This is a genomic window from Spirosoma lituiforme (assembly GCF_054776635.1).
The window spans coordinates 434,131-452,258 of record NZ_BAAHBO010000001.1; the positions used below are offsets into that span (position 1 = coordinate 434,131).

The 18,128-nt window shown below is 53.3% G+C and carries 12 protein-coding genes; 3 read left to right on the forward strand and 9 right to left on the reverse strand.

All coding sequences use genetic code 11. The features are described from left to right. Positions 1-2: 2 nt before the first annotated feature. From ACYU87_RS01815 to ACYU87_RS01835, 5 genes are all read right to left on the reverse strand, one after another. Positions 3-812, reverse strand: a complete 810-nt coding sequence (locus tag ACYU87_RS01815; protein WP_461132311.1) for a TolC family protein — start codon at positions 810-812, stop codon at positions 3-5. A 43-nt stretch (positions 813-855) separates the two neighbouring features. After that, positions 856-2,061, reverse strand: a complete 1,206-nt coding sequence (locus ACYU87_RS01820; protein WP_461132312.1) for a glycosyltransferase — start codon at positions 2,059-2,061, stop codon at positions 856-858. After that, positions 2,048-3,550 (reverse strand): O-antigen ligase family protein, encoded by a 1,503-nt coding sequence (locus ACYU87_RS01825; RefSeq protein WP_461132313.1) that lies wholly within the window; start codon positions 3,548-3,550, stop codon positions 2,048-2,050. The genes ACYU87_RS01820 and ACYU87_RS01825 overlap by 14 nt, the downstream gene beginning before the upstream one ends. A gap of 14 nt (positions 3,551-3,564) precedes the next feature. After that, the gene (locus tag ACYU87_RS01830) at positions 3,565-4,554 is read right to left on the reverse strand and encodes a glycosyltransferase family 2 protein (protein WP_461132314.1); all 990 of its coding nucleotides are present in this window, start codon (positions 4,552-4,554) and stop codon (positions 3,565-3,567) included. Positions 4,555-4,958: 404 nt separating this feature from the next. Then, complete coding sequence (locus ACYU87_RS01835; protein WP_461132315.1) at positions 4,959-8,405, reverse strand: carbohydrate-binding protein; 3,447 nt, start codon at positions 8,403-8,405, stop codon at positions 4,959-4,961. Positions 8,406-8,559: 154 nt separating this feature from the next. On the opposite strand from ACYU87_RS01835, the gene ACYU87_RS01840 reads away from it, so the two are divergent. From ACYU87_RS01840 to ACYU87_RS01850, 3 genes are all read left to right on the forward strand, one after another. Beyond that, the gene (locus tag ACYU87_RS01840) at positions 8,560-9,744 is read left to right on the forward strand and encodes a glycosyltransferase family 2 protein (RefSeq protein ID WP_461132316.1); all 1,185 of its coding nucleotides are present in this window, start codon (positions 8,560-8,562) and stop codon (positions 9,742-9,744) included. 98 nt (positions 9,745-9,842) lie between these two features. After that, positions 9,843-13,877 carry a putative type IX secretion system sortase PorU2 gene (porU2, locus tag ACYU87_RS01845; protein WP_461132317.1) on the forward strand — a complete coding sequence of 1,345 codons (4,035 nt, stop codon included), beginning with the start codon at positions 9,843-9,845 and terminating at the stop codon, positions 13,875-13,877. After that, positions 13,877-14,989, forward strand: a complete 1,113-nt coding sequence (locus tag ACYU87_RS01850) for an acyltransferase family protein (RefSeq protein WP_461132318.1) — start codon at positions 13,877-13,879, stop codon at positions 14,987-14,989. The genes porU2 and ACYU87_RS01850 overlap by 1 nt, the downstream gene beginning before the upstream one ends. Positions 14,990-15,022: 33 nt before the next feature. Here ACYU87_RS01850 and ACYU87_RS01855 read toward each other — a convergent pair whose 3' ends face one another. The 4 genes from ACYU87_RS01855 to kdsA form a co-directional block, all read right to left on the reverse strand. Next, entirely contained in the window at positions 15,023-15,685 is a 663-nt protein-coding gene (locus ACYU87_RS01855; protein WP_461132319.1) for a thiamine diphosphokinase, read from the reverse strand. Positions 15,686-15,693: 8 nt separating this feature from the next. Further along, positions 15,694-16,449, reverse strand: coding sequence for a 3-deoxy-manno-octulosonate cytidylyltransferase (gene kdsB / locus ACYU87_RS01860; RefSeq protein WP_461132320.1), 756 nt, complete (start codon positions 16,447-16,449; stop codon positions 15,694-15,696). A gap of 34 nt (positions 16,450-16,483) precedes the next feature. After that, positions 16,484-17,191 (reverse strand): phosphatase, encoded by a 708-nt coding sequence (locus ACYU87_RS01865; protein WP_461132321.1) that lies wholly within the window; start codon positions 17,189-17,191, stop codon positions 16,484-16,486. An 83-nt stretch (positions 17,192-17,274) separates the two neighbouring features. Next, complete coding sequence (kdsA, locus tag ACYU87_RS01870) at positions 17,275-18,126, reverse strand: 3-deoxy-8-phosphooctulonate synthase (RefSeq protein ID WP_461132322.1); 852 nt, start codon at positions 18,124-18,126, stop codon at positions 17,275-17,277. Between the last annotated feature and the right edge of the window lie 2 nt (positions 18,127-18,128).

Genomic DNA, 18,128 nt, shown 5'->3' on the forward strand with positions numbered 1-18,128 from the left:
GGTTAATTGCGTTTCAGTTGATGAATAGGCACCCCAACAAACAACTCCAGTGCGTAGATGGTCTTGATGAACTGGGTTTTCGCTTGTTCCACGGTTGATCGGGTTTCGGCGTAACGGTTGCTGTTGAACGCGTGCGTTTCGGGGGTAATTTTCCCTTTCTGTAACTCTACCTCCCCAATCCGGTAGGCGGCCAGTGATGCCTGATCGTCGCGCAGGCGAATCTGTAGTACCCGCTGGGCCAGAAGCAGATCCTGGTACAGGTTAAAGACATCCCGTTTCAGCAAAATCTCGGCCGTTCGCCGGCGTTCCTGCGTGGCTTCGTAGTTGGCTTTGGCCAGCTGAATCTGGTGTGGCCGACCAATTAAATCATGGATACTGAAGGCCAGGTTGACCCCCGCCCGGTAGCCATTGGATATTTGCCCCAGTTGATCCGTCACGTTTGTTCCTGTGGAGAGAATAGCCTGATTTCCGGTTGAATAGTTAGCGTAACCCGTAACGTTCTGGAACACCTGCAACTTGGCTAATCGATACGCAGAAGCCTGCGAGCTGGCCACCGCTCCCTCAAACTTTACGGATGGCGCGTACGCCAGTGCCAGCTTGAAAATGTCATCGAACGGAACAAGCTGAATGGCAATGTCCCGGTCAAAATCGAAACCCATACTGTCAATGGGCAGTCCGTCTGCTGCTGTCAGAGCGGCATTGGCCGACACGGGTTTGGGCACGGCAACCTGCCCGTAACTGACGGTTGCCGCCGTGGCCCAAAGGACCAGCCCCAGCACCCATCGAAAGGTAAATTGACAAAACCGATTCATTCGTGAGGTAGAAAAGTTTTACGTTATAGCGTATGGATTATGTTTATTGAACAACTTGCTCTTGTTTCCAGGCCCGGGGTATATGCCGGATCACGGCGTCGAACTCGATGGCACGTTGCTCCCAGGAGTTGGCCTGCGCCATATCGACCCGCTGCTGAACGCGCTCAGGATCGGTGTCGGCCAGGGCCCGCCGGAGAGCCGCCACAAAGCGATCCGGGCGATCGGCCAGTTCGATAACACCGCTGAATTCATCCAGTATCGAAAACGGCGTCGACACAACCGGCAATCCGGCCGCCAGGTACTCGTTGATCTTAAGCGGATAAATGGTGTAGGTATGTTTGTTGCACACAAACGGAATGATACCGACGCTGAACCTGGCCAGCAGTGGTGGTAAATCGGCAGGCTGGTGGGGCGGAATGAAGCGTACGTTCGGGAAACTGGCCAGCCGCTCCGGTAGCGCAGGCTCATATACCTCGCCAATAAACTGAAACTCGACATCCGGCATTTTCTCAGCGCAGTACGCCATCAATTCCCAATCAATCCGGTTGTCGGCCGAACCGAGGTAGCCCACCACGGGTTTTGTGGGCGGCTGTTGCTGCGCCAGCTGCCGGGTCCGGTTGAACAGGTCGAAATTCGCCCCGTTCTTGACACAGAACGTTCTGGATTGCAGCCGCGACTTGTCCTGCCGCAACGTTTCGGAGGTGGTAACAACGGCATCGACACGCCGGATGAATTCGTCTTCGAAGCGATCGCCATGCTTACTCATCCAGTTACCGGCCGCCGTGATCTCATCGAAACAATAATAGATTGTAGCACACTCATTCAACTTTCCCAGCAAAGGCAGGCCCACCACCGGATTGTAGGCATTGATGATGAGCGGCTTGTGCATGCCCAGCTGCCGCATAACCGTTCGCAGGCTGCTGGCCAGCCGGTTCGTATTCAGGCCCAGCAACCGATCGTGGGAGGTTGCTGGCAGCCAGTTGATCGGCAACATCAGGGGCGGGTTCCAGACGTGCAGGTCTCCGCCGTGCCTGGTCGGAATTTTCGTCAGTGGATTACTCAGCCGAATGGTTTCCCGAACCGGCATTTCCTTCCGTCCCGTTGCCAGGTCTTTAGCGGTATACATATAATCGACAAACAGCACCCGGTGGCGAGCGGACAACTCCGTCATCAACTGGACCACAGCCTTCTGAAAGTCGCCCGACCAGGGTGTTTGGGTCAGGCAGATAATACTGTCAAATTGTTTCATAGGGTTCGGGCTTAACACGTAGGCGTTCTTCGTGAACGACATCGGAAGGACTCGGTTGGGTATCCCAGCGATTGCAGGAAGCGACCAGCATCGTGCTGATAAAAATGATACTGCTGGTTGGAAACTGCCCCAGTACGGGGTTCGAGTAACCCATGATGGCCATGCCGACAAACTCCGATAGAAAGCCATACATGACCTTTATCATCCACGGGTCTTTCAACTGCCAGACCCGGTAGGCCCCGATACTGGCAAGGCCTACCAGCATGGCAATGTACAGCGCGACCCCAACCCGGCCGGTTTCGATCCAGAGCTCAACATACCAGCTATCGGGTGGCGTTTGGGCGGCCCAGTGCCAGGGCGAAAACCGCGCGCCCATATCGGTTGAAGTACCAATGCCCGCGCCAAAAGGCAGGTCGGCTAGGTAAGCTTTCAATTTCGCCTGGTTCTGCAACCGGAGAATAAACGAGGGGTCGTTCATGGGCGTCAGCGCCGAGCGCATCCGCTGAACCTGGTAATTCGAACTGCCGACACTGGTGTACATCAGGAGCAGCAACAGCGGAACGGCCAAAGCCGCGCCGATCACCAGCTTTAGAAAATCGCGTTTAAGGAGCAGGTAAAAAGCAAACCCACCTACCATCACGAAGAGCGCGCTGCGTGTTCCCGAAATAGCATATCCCCAGAAATAAACCAGCGTCAGCGCCGAGCAGGCCAGCTTTTTGGGCAGCGTTTTTTCTTCGAAAGTCCGAATCAGCGCCACCAGCGTTACCCCCGCCATTTCGCCCCCGAACTGAGCAGCATCCGAGTAAAACGAGAAGCACCGAAGCTGGCCGAACAGCATGTGCGTACGGGCATTGAATCCACTATTCAGCCAGATCACTTCGGCGGGCGACAGGCCTATGTATTGCTGCTTGAATGCCCACAGCGCCCCAAAGAACGACCAGGCCAGCCAGGAGTTAACGAAAATACGCACATCGCGCCGGGTGAGGGGCGTTACCAGCACCATACAGGCAACCAGAATCCAGTGAAGGGAGAACGGCCTTACGTGAAAAAACCAGGCCGGGCGATACGGGGCTTCGGGATTGATCAATTCGATGACGGTATACGCAAACCAGATGGCAACCAGGGCAAATGCACCGCTACGTAACCGGTTCCATTCCATCCGCTTACCGTTCACAAACAGGCTCAGCAGGGTCAGCGACAGTAAGCCGTCGATGAGCAGCCCGATCGGAATTTCAACCAGCGCAAAGCGCGTGAACCCGATGGTATAGCTCATGTGTACGTAAAAAAACAAGCCCCAGCGCGGCTCCGTCAATATCAGAATAACCAGGCTTATGACAACAGGTAAGATAATACCCGCTATGGCCCCCGGTGCCCCCAGCCGACTAACAGCGTAGCCAACAGCCAGGGTGTAAATACCCCCCAGGAGGGTAAGTAACCAGAACTGATTGGACTTGTAATTGCTGAACGTAGAGAGAGCAGATAGGGGCATGCTGATTCCTGGTATTAATTGGTCGGCGTGGCGTTCGTCAGCCTTGCCTCAAACGGTTCGGTTACGGGTGACGGTGTTTTTTCAATATCTGTTTTGCGGACTGTATGCTTGACATTCCAGGCGATCGCATCGCGAACGGCCTTCAGGTAAGCGGGTTGCCGTTGAAGGGCGTAGTGAACGAACGCCTTCGGCAGAGCCAGCCCAAAGTAATAGACATAAAAAACAAGCAACGGCAGCTTCTCCACATTCCGGCGCATGAACCACAGCCGATTACGCGTGTGGTAGTACACCTTCATGGGATTCTGCTTGCCAACGCTCATGGACTCGCGGTGGTAGATTAGGGCCTCTGGCTGATAATAAATCTGGTAGCCCGCTTTGCGTATCCGCATCGACCAGTCCAGTTCCTCGTAATAAAGAAAAAAGCTATCGTCCAGGCTACCCACCCGGTCCAGTACCTCCCGACTAACCAGCATGGCCGCTCCGTGCGCGAAATAGGTTGGTTTGGCCTGATCGTGCTGCCCCTGGTCGGGCTCCATCAGGCCAATGGCCCATGTCCGGCCCGTGTACTTGTTCAGCGGATGATAACCGGCATACTGGATGATATTCGGCTGATCATGATACCGGATTTTGGGACAGCAGACGCCAATTGTTGCATCCTTAACAAATGGTTTAATCAACTGCTCCAGAAGGTCTGGCGTGACAATCGTGTCGTTATTAAGCAGAAAATAATAATCTCCTTTTGCCTGCTGGATGCCCAGATTATTGCCACCAGAAAATCCCAGATTGTCGGGGCTAACGATCACGCGCACGTGGGGGTAGTTTCCCTGTCGTATCCGTTCGGAGGGGTCTTCTGCTGATCCATTATCGACAACAATAATCTCATAGTTGGGGTAGGTAAGCTGCTGGGTTGACTCCAGCAAATCACAGGTTACTACCGCCTGGTTGTAGTTAATCGTAATGAGCGATATGAGGGGTGGTACAGGTATCCAGTCTACGTCTGCCATAGTTTTTAATGCAAGGCATTATTACCATAAATATAAACTCATTATTTACTTTTTCTAGGTAAAATAAACAAAATATGTTCCAACATCTCCGTATTATTAAAAATAAATTTATAAATCGTCAGTGACGAATGATGTATAATGCAGTAGACTCTGTCATTAATCACGATAGGGAAACTTGAGTTAGTGCGCTTAGTAGTATCATTATCAGTTGCTTTAGCCCAATAATCCGGGTAGTACCTTTTGGCCGTGACCCCAAAAAAGTGACCCGCAGGATCACGAAGAACACCGTGGTTTTTTAGCCCCTCTAGAAAAGGGAAACCGTTGTGCTCTTCGTGATCCTGCGGGTCACTGAACGTATTGATTCGGCAGGTTTATGGTATCCGCTACAAGGGCGGGGTACCCGACTAATTCTTCAGTATTTTCCGCATGACTCGTTCGTCGCCCTGTTTTATTTCCAGCAGATAATGGCCGGTGGGGAGTTGGGTCAGGTCCATCTTACCCGAAAATTGCCCGCCGGTGTTCGGGATGGTCAGCCGCTGGTGAATGTGCCCTGTTCCAACGTCGAAAAGACGGACCCGAATGGGAGCAGCAACGGCTCGCTCGGCCTGGATCATCACGAAATCGACCGTTGGGTTGGGGTACACGGTAACAGACTCATCCAGACTTTTCACGTCTGATGCGACAGCCCGACGCGCATTAGGCGCAGCATTGCCGGGTACCACGAACAGGGGCGTCTCCGTTACCGTGAGCGATATTTTCCCCTGATTCGTCGTGACCAATTCCAGCGTCATGTCATCACTCCCGACCTTGGGGCGATAAATCCGGGCCTGCGTTGCGTTACCCAGATCCAGCGTGTAGGATACTGTCCGCCCAACTTCATCCGGAACCACCAGCATATACATTGAGTTGCCGCTCCGCTCATACCGATCCACGAATGGATCACGGTTCAGGGTTTCCTTATAAGAATAGTCCTTGAAAAGCTTTTTCGTCTGGAAAAGAAAGTCAGCCGCCGGCCGTCGGGTCATGTTATCCCCGTTCGCCAGACCGGATGTGCCAAACATACCCCCACCCGAATTGTCGTCGTACAGCTGGTAGAAAAACACTTTTTCGATTCCCATCCGGGCATAAAACAAGGCCGTTCGCAGAACCCAGTCACCCTGCGTTTCCAGCGCTGACTTGTTCCCGATGGGAATGGCCCGCAGCGGACTACCCTGGTTCACATCGTACCCGGCCTCAGTAATCCAGACCGGCATATCGTACGATTGCCGATGCGCCGTTTGCCGAAAATCCTCCGCAATTTTATTGATTGGCGTCACTTCCGGAGCCGCTCCCCGGGTGGAGTTCCCACTCTGCGACGACGAGGTATTATCGGAATACATGTGGTAATTGATGATATCCCAGCACAGATTGACCGAGCCATCGGCTTTGTAGCCACGGTACTGCTTGCACCAGTCGATCATTCCTTTTACGTAATCGGAGCCGCTCGATGCCGACGCCAGTCCACCAATAACCACCTTCACCGATGGATCGGCGTTTTTAACGCCTACCCCCGCTCCCATCGTGTTTTTGTGTCCATCGTAAAAGGCCGATAGATTGGCCGCGTATTCGCGGGCAGTCTGGTAGGCTTTTCGGCCTTTCCACCACTTATCGCGCTCGTTATCGCATTCGATGTACTTGATCAGCCCCATGCCAATTTTAACCGAGTTAGGGGTATCGCCCGTCCAGCGGGGGGTCGAATTAACGCTCAGCAAAGCCGGGTTCACATTCGGATTGTAGCCGTAACGCGCCATGTACTGAAAGCCCATTTTTGCCTGTTCCAGATACGATTGCGGATCAGCAAAGTCTTTGTTATAACGTAAAGGCGTGTTTTCGGCATCGCGCTGGTCCTGCGGGTAGGTGTTAACCATCCAGTCCGGAATCGTTTTCACACAGGCCAGTACGTCGATGCCTTCCGCTTTACAGCGTTCGTAGATCGCGTCGAAGTTCCAGCCTCCGCTCATGGTTGGGTTATACGAGTAGCTTCCTTCTGTCGATTCGAGCTTGTTCCAGTCCATGTAATGCCGAATACCGGAAAAGCTTTTCACCACATTCATCTTGGCCTCATTGATCATCCAGGGCGAATTGCCATCTTCGAAATTCCACTCGTAGGCGTTGACGCCCAGCATATCGCCCAGCTTAACGGATTTGGCTGGTGTGGGTGTTGGCTGCTGGCTGGGCGCCGTGTAGGAGCCGTACAACTCAATTTCCGTTGGGAAAGAACCATACGTATTGATAACCAGATACCGGGCATTGGCAATGGGCTGGTCCAGCTTGAACCGGGCGTTACCGCTGGTGGAGCGGTCGGGATAAGGGCCGACCCAGTTAGCATAATCAGTACCCGTGAAGGTGGCAATTGGAATACGCTGCCATTGAGCCGTAATGACCGACAACGTCATGGGTGTATCCTGGCAGGAGCCGACAAAATCGTAGAAGCGAAGGCTCTCCAGCGTCATTGACTCGCCATCCAGCAGGGGGTAATAGGCATCATACTGGGGCAATACCTTTCCCCAGCCGGTTTCAACAGTAGCATCGGTAACGCCATCGAACAGCCCCTGTAGCCCATTGCTAACGTTCGTTAACTGGTACCAGCGTTTAGAATCAATCGGGATTTTCTTGTTGGCCGCAATAATGGACGATGCCCGGACGACCTGCGTCTGGGTTGCATCGCTGGCGGCTAAATAAGACGACGAAGCGGCCTGGGAAGCCGTCAGGATGGCGGTTCCGGCAGCAACGACGGCGGCCTTCCAGGAGCCGGTAGCGTTCGACACGGACAAAACGGATGGGTTGGATGACGAAAACGTAATGGGCGTCTGGTTATTATTGCTCGTTGCGACCAGCGAAAACTCCCCATCGTCGGTTGTTTTGTCGGGCAGCGCCGGAAAGTTGATAACCGCCTGCGCCTTGGCGATGCCGCCCTGGGCAACGGAAAACCAGTTAAAATTCCAGGCTCCCCGTACGGAAAAAATGCGCAGCACCTGGCTGCCGGCCGGTAAGGTTGCCGTTGTGCTTATAGTGGTCCAGCTCTGCCAGCCACCCGTTCGGGGCACATCAATGCTTCCCAAAACCGCCCCCGACTCCGATCGGATATCGATGCGTCCATTTCCCCAACTATTGGCGACCCGAAACTGAAACGTGTACACACCCGCCGAGGGAGCCGTAACATTGTAATCCATCCAGTCACCATCGTCAATGTAGCTCAGGTCCTGTCCTCCATCGGTGTCGGTTACCTGTTCAGGACGAACATCCGTCGCTACGTCGAAGTTTTCCGCTTCTAGTTTGCCCGGAATCGGCTGCCCGTATACAATGTCGAACCAGTTCAGGTTCCAGTCGCCTTTTAGTACGTAGAGCTGAATCGTCTGATTACCAGCGTTCAGGTGCGCCGTTGCCCCGGTTGTTTGCCAGTTCTGAATCCCGCCCGTCCGGGGTACATCAACTGTACTCAGTGCCGTGCCATCAGCCAGTCGGATCTGAAATTTTGAGCCATCGCCGTAGCCATTGGCAACCCGGAAGCGCAACGAATAAACGCCGGTTTGAGGCACATTGATACTGTACGTGAGCCAGTCGCCCGTGTCAATGCTGTTTATGTTCTGGCCCCCGCCCTGATCATCCGTTGTTTCCAGCCCTATGCCCTGCATAGAGACAAAATTTTCGGCCTCAATCCGACCAGGAATGGTAACGCCTGCCAGATGGCCTGCGGACTTCGTGAATAGACTTGTTGCCTCGGGTTCAACCGCTGGCTGATGATCAGCGTTGAAGCTGACCGTCAGCAACATAAGGATGCCTGTTAGGCTGAAAATTAAATTTCTCTCCATCTACGAACCAATTTTGATTTATATGACAAAACTTACACTTTTTATTTATTTTAACAATATTCTGTATACTTATTATATACATATATCATTATTAATTAATTTTACTACCAACTTGTTTTATCAACGTCCAAGTCATACCCTTTTTTCTCTCTCGATGGCGCTGTTTCTTTACTTTATCGGCTTCTTACTTGCTGGCTACCTGGCACTTAACGTTGGTTACCTATTTATTTCGGCCCTGGCGGGTCGTTTAGGCTGCAAACGGGATGTTTATTCACCCAGCCCCACTGATCTCCAGCGACGGATCGCTGTCCTGATTCCGGCCTACAAAGAGGATGCCGTCATTTTGGGATCCGTAGTCGCCAACCTAAAACAGAGCTACCCTGCTGACTTATACGATCTTGTCGTCATTGCCGATTCATTTCAACCCGAAACTTTGGAAAAACTTTCGCGCTATCCGATCAAGGTAATCGAGGTTGATTTTGAGCAATCGACGGTCCAGAAATCGGTAACCTACGCGCTGAATGCACTTCCGGAGAATACGTATGACTTTGTCGTAATCTCCGACGCGGACAACCACATGGCTACTGATTTTCTGGAGCGAATCAACTACGCCTTCGGGCAGGGCTGGCTGGCCGTTCAGGGGCATCGTAAAGCCAAAAATACAAATAAGAGCGTAGCTATTTTCGACGCCATGAACGAAGAAGTCAACAACAACCTCTTCCGGGCCGGACAGCGGGCATTAGGGCTGTCGGCCATGTGCATTGGCTCGGGTATGGCCTTCGAAACCAACCTGATGAAGCAGGTTATGAACCAGATCCAGACTGTGGGCGGCTACGACAAAGAACTGGAAATGCTCCTGACAATCAACCATGTTCGGGTTGGGTATTTACAGGACGCGGTTATTTATGACGAAAAAGTGCAGAATGTAGCCGTATTCAATAAACAGCGCACCCGCTGGATAGCCGCTCAATTGTACTTCATCAAGTCCTACTACAAAGTTGGTTTTCAGCAGCTGATGAAGGGCAACTGGCAGGCATTCAATGCTTTTTTCCGATCTCTGTTGCTGCCACGAAGCATCTTACTGACTGCCCTTCTGTTGATGGCATTTGTTAGCCTGTTTACCGGCAGTTTACCCTTCCAGCTGTTTGCCGTGGGCATGTTTGCCCTGATGGTGGCCTGCCTGGCGATATCGATTCCAACGGTGCTGTGGAAAAAAATATCGATTCAGGACTTCTTTGTTCTTCCTTCGCTGATTTTCGGTATGTTCCGGGCTTTGCTTAATTTCAAACAGGCCAGTAAAGTATTTCTGCATACGCCCCATGCCGAAACCACGGAATAGAACAATGCTCATTTTCCGGGTGAATCAGGAACAGGTTTGACCGTTCCAGCCGATACTTTTTGCCGGGTCGGTGCGTCTAAGGGGAATATCCGCTCCGTATGCCGCACCGATTCATTACCCTGCTCGTCGTTTTGTTTTTGTTCGTGTCGTTCGATTCCACGGCGCAACCAACGAATGACCCCGACCCGACACAGTGGCTGGATTATTCACAGTCATACTACAAAATTCCGGTTGCCAGAGCCGGTATCTACCGGGTTACGGCCCGTGAACTGGAACGGGCCGGGGTTCCGGTCAGCGACATCGACCCAACCACCCTACAGCTTTTTCACCGGGGCGTCGAGCAGGCTATTCTTCTGGCCGGTGACGCGGACCGGCGTTTCGATTCGGATGATTTCTTCGAGTTTTTTGGACGGGGCAACGATGGCGCGCCCGACTCGCTGCTGTATCAGCCGACCAGCGCCCAGCCTCACCCGTTTTACAGTCTTTTCAACGATACCACAGCCTATTTCCTGACCTGGCGAGCAGACGGTAGACCCGGCCGGCGAATGAACGCCTACGTGGATACAGCCTACGCTTTCTTATCCCCGGAAGCGTACCACTGGGCGGACGATCTGCGGTTATTTACGGACCACTATCCTGGCTGGGCAGCGGGCATTGCCCCCAAAATCGAGTACAGTTATTACGAAGCGAGCGAGGGCTATACGGGCGTTATTCAACAAAAAGGGCAACCCTACACCAATGCCTTTGCGCTGGCAAACGCCGTCAGGTCAGGCCCATTGCCCCAGCTTGATCTGCTCGTTACGGGCCGAGACTACACCAATCACCAGGTCGACTGCTTTATTGGGCCCCGACCCGACCGGATGCGCCTGCTCGACTCCGTTCGCGTATCGACCTACGACAACGCTCACCTTCGGGGGTCGATAAACTGGTCGGATATTGGGCCGGATGACAGCCTGTTTATTTCAACGGTTTCGCGGGGCGAAAACAGCCCGGTCGATAATTACTCGGTATCGTATATCCAGTTGCGCTACCCCCAGGCTTTAACGATCAATGGACCACAGCAATGGTTTCGGCTTGAGCCAAACCCTGTTGCGGATCGCTCCCTGGTCGTTGTTCAGAATGGTGCGACCAGCACCCGTTTCTGGGATATTACGGACCCAAACGCCCCTGGCCAGATCGGGAAGACCAGTTCGGCAAACGGGTCAGCGCAGCTAGTTGTTCACGGGACTTCAGTAGCGAAAACAATTTTCTGCACCAGTCAACCCATTCCGGCAACGGCCATCAACCCCGTCACGTTCACGAACTGGAACAGCAGAAAACCGACCTACCTGATTATCAGTCACGAAGCACTTATGCAGCCGGTTGGTGCGTCGGCTAATGCCGTACGAGACTATGCCGCCTACCGGGCCTCGGCAGCGGGAGGCAGCCATGATACGCTGGTTGTGACGATGCAGCAACTGTTCGATCAGTACAGCTACGGCGAGCGCCACCCACTCGCCATTCGCCGGTTTTTGACGCAGCTACTCCGCCAGACCAGGGGCGCACTGGCCTATTTGCTACTCATCGGGCAGTCTCGCAGTACCCCCGGTATCCGACGAAACCCAGATCAGGCAACACTGGACAAGGTGATGACCGCTGGTTTTCCCGGCTCCGATGCGGAGTTCTCGACCGGGCTGAACGGCTATGCGGAACACGTACCCGCCGTTCCAACCGGGCGCATTAATGCCGCGACGCCACAGGAGATTCTCCATTACCTGATTAAAGTCAAAGAATATGAGCATCCGGACGCCGACAAAAGCTGGCGCAAAAATATCCTCCAGTTGAGCGGTGGGCAGACGGCGGGTGAACAGGATTTGTTTCGTCGGCTGGTTGAGCAATACCAGATCCAGGCTACCACTCAATCGCTGGGGGCACGGGTCATGACGCTGTCAAAGGAAACGGGCAAACCAGTCGAGCTGACTCAGGTTGTAAAACCCGTTAACGATGGTGTGGGGCTGGTCACCTTCTTCGGGCACTCCGGCCTGGACATCACTGATCTGGACATTGGTTTCTGTTCCAACGATGCCCTCGGCTACCGAAACAAGGGCTGGTATCCATTATTGCTCATCAATGGCTGCGCCATCGGCAACTTCTTTTTTGGTCGCTCGACGCTGGCGACCGACTGGGTACTGACTCCCGACCGGGGCGCCATTGCCGCCATTGCCCACAGCCATCTTGGCTACCCGGATGTGATGCATGCGTACAGCAAAACCTTTTATAGCCTGTTGGCCGACAGCTTGCAATTAGATAAGTCCATTGGCCAGCTTCAGCAGGAAACCATCCGGCGGGTGCTGGCTCACTCAACAGACGGGCGAGCGGTGGCGAACAGCCAGCAAATGGTTTTGCAGGGCGACCCCGCCATTCGTCTGTTTCCGTTCCGCACGCCCGATTATGCACTAACGGCCAGAGAATTGACGGTTTCGGGCACTGACCACACTCCCCTAACAAGCCTGAGCGATTCGGTGCAGATCAGGGCCATCGTTCGAAACAATGGACAGTACTGGCGAGGCAGACTACCCGTCCGGGTGCGCCGATGGGTTAACGGACGCGAATCAGGCGTGTTCACTACGGAGGTGGCCGCAGTTGCTTACCGGGACACGCTTCGCCTGTCGTTGCCAAACGAGCGGAACGCCGAAGGCCAGAACCAGATTGAGGTGACGATCAACCCGGCGGACTCGCCCATTGCCCAGCATGAAATTGATCCGTCGAACAACAGCGCGATCATCGATTTGTTAATTCCCAGCCAGAAACCCGTTCTGATCTTTCCGGCACCGGGCAGCCTGGTCAGCCAATCAGCCGTCCGATTGACCGCTCACTATCTGGCCGATGGCGCACATGACTTTGATCTTGAACTCGACAGCACGTCTCGGTTTACCAGTCCCTTCACACGTCGGCAACGCATCCAGGCCACTACCCTTGTCAGTTACCCAGCCGTTTTGCCATCCCGTCCCCGTACAACCTACTACTGGCGCGTTCGGGTAGTCGGGAAGGCAGATACGGCAACCCAAACAACCGAAAATGGCTGGTCGACCGGTTCATTTACGTACGCTCCAGATAACACGTCAACGGGCTTACCGGAGGGGCAACTCTGGCTGGCGGCTTCCCTCCCGACCGATATCCGGCAAGGCGATTCTGTCCTGGTTCGGGCAAATTTTACGAATCTTAGTCCGTATTCCTTTACTGATTCGCTGGCAGTCAGGCAAACGATTTACGCGGCTGGCCTGCCGAATACCCTGACAAAAACGTGGATGGTGAAAGCCCCGTCATCCGGCGATACCCTTCGCGTGGTAGCGTCAGTCGATACCGAGAAACTACCGGGTATCAACCGTATTATGCTCACCATAAATCCACGCCTGCAACCTGAATACACCTTCCTGAACAATACCCTCGATCTGTCCCTGACCGTTCAGCCCGACGTATTGGGACCGATACTCGAAGTAGCCATTGATGGAGTCCGTATTGCAGATGGTGCCGTTGTTTCAGCCCAACCCCTTGTTGATGTACTCGTTGCCGACGACAACCGATCCCTGATTCGCCGGGATACTACAGGACTGGACCTATACCTGCAACAAGCTGATAATAAGGCAATTTTTGAGCGATTGAGCTGGCGCCATGCGGCTAGTCAGATCACCGATTCGACTACTGTATTTCGATTAAGGTACCCGCTTCCCCTGCTCCGCGAAGGCATTCATCATCTGCTCGTGACCGCCTGTGACCGTATTGGGAATAGAGCCGCGCCGTATCAGGTTAGTTTTCGAGTGGTGAACAACCGACAACTAACCCAGTTCACAGTTTACCCAAACCCATTCCAGGATCAGGTTATCTTCACGTTTTCCCTGACCGGCGACCAGGCTCCAGCGAACGCAACGCTCACCATGACCAACCTTGCGGGGCAACCCCTGAAACAGCTTTCCCAATCGGTCCGGGTGGGTCTGAACGAATGGGCCTGGGATGGGCGGGATGAGCGGGGTGGGTTGTTACCGTCGGGGCTATATCTTTATAAACTGACCCTTCGTGGCACTGACGGAAGTAACTGGCCGGTAGCCAATTCCCTATCGAAAGAGCTGACCGGTCGACTTACCCTAAATCGCTGATGCGGACGAGCACCATTCCGACGGCTGCCGCAGAGCACGAGCGCCAGCCCGTTAACGTTATTCCTGCGTTTACCGGCCTGCGGGCGGTTGCAGCTTGTCTGGTTTTCCTGCATCATTATAATCCGGCTCCGGTCGGCACCTTTGCCAACCGGCTTTTTCATCAGGGTTATATCGGCGTTTCTGTCTTTTTTGTGTTGAGCGGCTTTTTGATCCATTATCGTTACGCCAGCGCTTTTCTGAAGCAAACCAACGGAGTATGGCGTCCGTATTTACAAAACCGTTTCGCCCGAATTTTTCCGCTGTATGCCTTACTCCTGCTGGTAACCGTTGGTGTCGAACAGTTGATGGGGCAGCCCATGCGTTTACCGGTACTAATGCTCAATCTTACGTTGCTGAAAGGCTTTTCCGAGACATATCTGTTCAGTGGTATTGCCCAGAGCTGGAGCCTGACCGTTGAGCTGTGTTTCTATTTAGTTGCCCCTTTTCTCTTCGCCGGGTTAAAACGGTGGGGGGCCTTACCCATCACAGCCATGCTTGTTGGTTTTGGTATACTGACCTGGGCAACAATAAATCTGCTTTTGGGTAATACGGACGTTGAGCAGGGGGCAGAGAAATGGGTACCCTTCCTGTTGTTCTACACGTTCTTCGGCCGGTCGTTTGAGTTTGTGGCGGGGATGTGGCTGGCGAGCCAGTGGCGGCAAAACCGATTACCCCATGTTACCTACGCCACGGAAACGGGTCTGCTGGTTATGGGTGGCTGCATTCTCTGGCAAAGTAGTGTGACCCGGTTTACAACCAACAGTACATTACTCAATGCCAGTGAGGCTATAGTCTATAACTTTGTTCTACCCACTGGTATCTGCCTTTTTTTGCTGGGGTTACTCGATGCGAATGCTGCTATTCGCCAGGTGTTTTCCTGTTCGTTCATGCAAGCCCTGGGCCGCAGTTCTTATGCCTTCTATCTGCTGCACATCGGTGTCGTGGCGCGGGCGATGCAAAAAGCGGGTCTAACAAACTATTGGGTAGTATTCGGTCTGATGGTCGTAATGGCACACGGCCTATATACGCTGGCGGAGAAACCCCTGCATCGCTGGCTGGGAGTCCGTGAGTAGCGACCCTTCGTTATTTACCGGGGAGGTGACGAATTAATCCCAACACTCCATTATCAGCAGATCGCCTGTTTTTGCTTCGATGCGAACGAAGCCATCCTCGGCGGCTTCGTTGCTGCTGCTCGTAAAATACCCCAGTCTCAGGGTAGCCTCCTGAAGGTTATACTTCAACCCTTGTGACGTGAAACCCGTTACCGTGCCGACGGGTATTAGAGAAATAGGTGTCCCGGCTTCGTACCACTTCTCAAACCGCCCAACCAGCGGAAAAATTCTGGAATGATCATCGAGCATCACGATACGAATTTGGTCTTTGTACCGCACAATGTTCGTCATGTTCGCCAGAGTATGGTCTGCCCGGCGGCCGGTTGCCCAGATGATGTTGACGGCCGGATAACCCTGGTCAATCAGGTATTCGATGCCTTTATCCAGATCGGATTTGTCTTGATCCGGCGCGTGAACTATGTTGAGCGGGTACTGATGAGCCCGTATGCTATCGAGGTCTAAGCTTCTGTCGAAGTCACCAAGCAATACGTCTACTTTAATGCCCAGGTCGAATACCCGCCAGATGGCACTATCGAGTACCACAACAGTTGGGCTCCACTCCAGAAGCTGGCCCAATAGTTCCTCCGAACAGGCTTCCCCGTTGGCAATCAGCAAGGCGGGTTCCTGTTTTTCCCGGACAATATGGTGTGACGACATACCGGTAGTTACAGACCGCTTTGCAGTATTTTTTCAATATCGCCCGGACTATCTACGCTTGGCGTTTGGTACGTTGTGGCAACAAGTTTGATGCGATAACCCGCTTCCAGCCAGCGCAGTTGCTCCAGCGATTCGATTCGTTCGAGTGGTGAAGGCGGCAGCTGCGTAATCTTCTCCAGCACATCCGCCCGATACGCATACAGCCCAACATGGCGATGGTAGGCATGCTGTTCGTGCCAGCGATCCGGCTCAACGCCCCACAAGTACGGCACCGCCGACCGGCTGAAGTACAAGGCTTCGTTTTGCGCGTTGATGACGATTTTCGCTTCCTTGGGGTCATGCAGCATCGCAGCTGAATCGACTGTTGCCATCTGGGTGGCCAACTCAATGGTGCCATCCAGAACAGCCGCCAGCTCATCAATTTGGGCGGGGTCGATAAAGGGTTCATCCCCCTGAATGTTGAGAATATAATCGGATGAATCTCCCGTAATCAGGCCGTCTGTTTTTAGCCGTTCGTAAGCTTCCCAACAGCGATCAGTACCACTGGGATGATCCGTGCGGGTCATAACCGCTTCGAAACCGATTCGACGCACGACGTCGGCAATGCGTTCGTCATCCGTTGCGACAACAACCTTCGATAAGGATGTTGCCTGACTGGCCTGTTCGAGCACCCGCTGAATCATACTTTTTCCGCCAATATCGGCCAGAGGTTTACCAGGAAAACGGGATGAGCCGTAACGAGCGGGAATTAGTCCGATGATCATGTTCTTATTTTTTCGGTGCTGGCTGTTCGAGCCTTTACCTGATTTTCTGTTCGGGGCCATTAGCACCCACTGTCCAGTAACTCGGTTCAACCGCCTGCCGTTGCTGGTAATACTGGTCGTATACAGGCTTATAGCGTAATCGTTCGGCCATTACGGTGTTGAACTGCCCCAGCAGACCCAGCATTAATTCGCACCCTTCCCGTACCGCAAACTGCCCGCTCTGGCTACCCGTCAGGTAATCGACAAGACCGTTCTGGACAACGTACTTCGTGAACAGTGGATTGGCATTCCGGCGGACCATGATACGCACGCCCGCTACGTCGGCAACGGATAGATCCAGCGCATCATCGAAGAAAAAAGCGACTTCGTAAGGTTGCAGGTTGTGCTCGGCCAGAAAATGGCCCAATACATCAATCTTGTGCTTAGCCTGCGAATAACAGGCGTGAAAATGCTCACGACGGACCAGCGCATCGGCCAGCCCATTTGTCACCCCGGTGATAATAGCCGCAGCGGGAAGTTGCCCACCGTGGTGAAGCCACAAGCCAAACCGCAACAGATTGGTACCCATCGAATCGACTTCACTGAATGAGCTGCTGCCCGCTTCCGTTTTGATGCCATCGTTGAACACGCCATCCCAGTCGAACACGATAGCCCGTATGGTTTTCAGTTTTTCGGCCAGGGCATCGGCTGGTGTTACAAATTGGCCACCCAGTGCGGTAAAAATCTGTTCTGTATCAGTCATGAAAAGAATGTATGATATAGGATGTATGGTATATGATTTGCGGCTAGACAATACATCATATACCATACATCATACATCCTTTGCTAAGCCAGTTCGGGTAAGGTGTTGCGGTATTTCACTTCCACCGCGTGCAGTTCGATGAGGGGTTTCATGAACTCCTCCAGGTAACGAATATCGAGCTGGCTGGCTGCGTCACACAGTGCTTCCGATGGGCAGGTATGTGCTTCGATGAACAGTCCATCAACCCCCGAGGCAACACCGGCGCGGGCCAGTACGGGCAGATACTCGCGAGCGCCCCCTTTGGCATCGGCCGATGGAATACCATACTTCCGGATCGCGTGCGTAACGTCGAATACAACCGGATAATTGGTACGGGCCATGTGGTAGAAACTACGTGGGTCGACTACCAGGTCATTGTATCCGAAGGTGAAGCCCCGCTCGGTCAGTATGATCTGATCGTTGCCCGAATCTTCAATTTTCTTGACGGGATGTTTCATGTTCTCCGGTGCCAGAAACTGACCGTGCTTCACGTTGACAACCCGACCCGTTTGAGCGGCTGCCACCACCAGCATGGTTTGCATACAGAGGTACGCCGGAATTTGCAGCACATCCACTACTTCGGCCGCCGGTGCGCACTGATCGGGGTAATGAACGTCGGTCAGCAGCGGGAAGCCAAACTGTTCTTTTACCTTCGCCAGAATTTTAATGCCTTTGTCGAGGCCCGGTCCGTTGTAATAATTCAGGCTGGAACGGTTGTCTTTCTGGAAGGATGATTTATAGATGATCTTGATGCCGAGCCGCTCCTGGATTTCACGAAGCTGCTCCGCCACATTCATCATAATTTTTTCGTCTTCGATAACACACGGACCCGAGATGAGAAACAACTCATCGGACCCACATTCGATGTCGCCAACGCGAACAATTTTTTGAGACATAG

What these genes read in the sequence shown, in the direction of transcription:
- ACYU87_RS01815 (WP_461132311.1), bottom strand. Translation starts at nt 812, where the DNA reads ATGAATCGGTTTTGTCAATTTACCTTTCGATGGGTGCTGGGGCTGGTC.
- ACYU87_RS01820 (WP_461132312.1), bottom strand. Translation starts at nt 2,061, where the DNA reads ATGAAACAATTTGACAGTATTATCTGCCTGACCCAAACACCCTGGTCG.
- ACYU87_RS01825 (WP_461132313.1), bottom strand. Translation starts at nt 3,550, where the DNA reads ATGCCCCTATCTGCTCTCTCTACGTTCAGCAATTACAAGTCCAATCAG.
- ACYU87_RS01830 (WP_461132314.1), bottom strand. Translation starts at nt 4,554, where the DNA reads ATGGCAGACGTAGACTGGATACCTGTACCACCCCTCATATCGCTCATT.
- ACYU87_RS01835 (WP_461132315.1), bottom strand. Translation starts at nt 8,405, where the DNA reads ATGGAGAGAAATTTAATTTTCAGCCTAACAGGCATCCTTATGTTGCTG.
- ACYU87_RS01840 (WP_461132316.1), top strand. Translation starts at nt 8,560, where the DNA reads ATGGCGCTGTTTCTTTACTTTATCGGCTTCTTACTTGCTGGCTACCTG.
- porU2 (WP_461132317.1), top strand. Translation starts at nt 9,843, where the DNA reads ATGCCGCACCGATTCATTACCCTGCTCGTCGTTTTGTTTTTGTTCGTG.
- ACYU87_RS01850 (WP_461132318.1), top strand. Translation starts at nt 13,877, where the DNA reads ATGCGGACGAGCACCATTCCGACGGCTGCCGCAGAGCACGAGCGCCAG.
- ACYU87_RS01855 (WP_461132319.1), bottom strand. Translation starts at nt 15,685, where the DNA reads ATGTCGTCACACCATATTGTCCGGGAAAAACAGGAACCCGCCTTGCTG.
- kdsB (WP_461132320.1), bottom strand. Translation starts at nt 16,449, where the DNA reads ATGATCATCGGACTAATTCCCGCTCGTTACGGCTCATCCCGTTTTCCT.
- ACYU87_RS01865 (WP_461132321.1), bottom strand. Translation starts at nt 17,191, where the DNA reads ATGACTGATACAGAACAGATTTTTACCGCACTGGGTGGCCAATTTGTA.
- kdsA (WP_461132322.1), bottom strand. Translation starts at nt 18,126, where the DNA reads ATGTCTCAAAAAATTGTTCGCGTTGGCGACATCGAATGTGGGTCCGAT.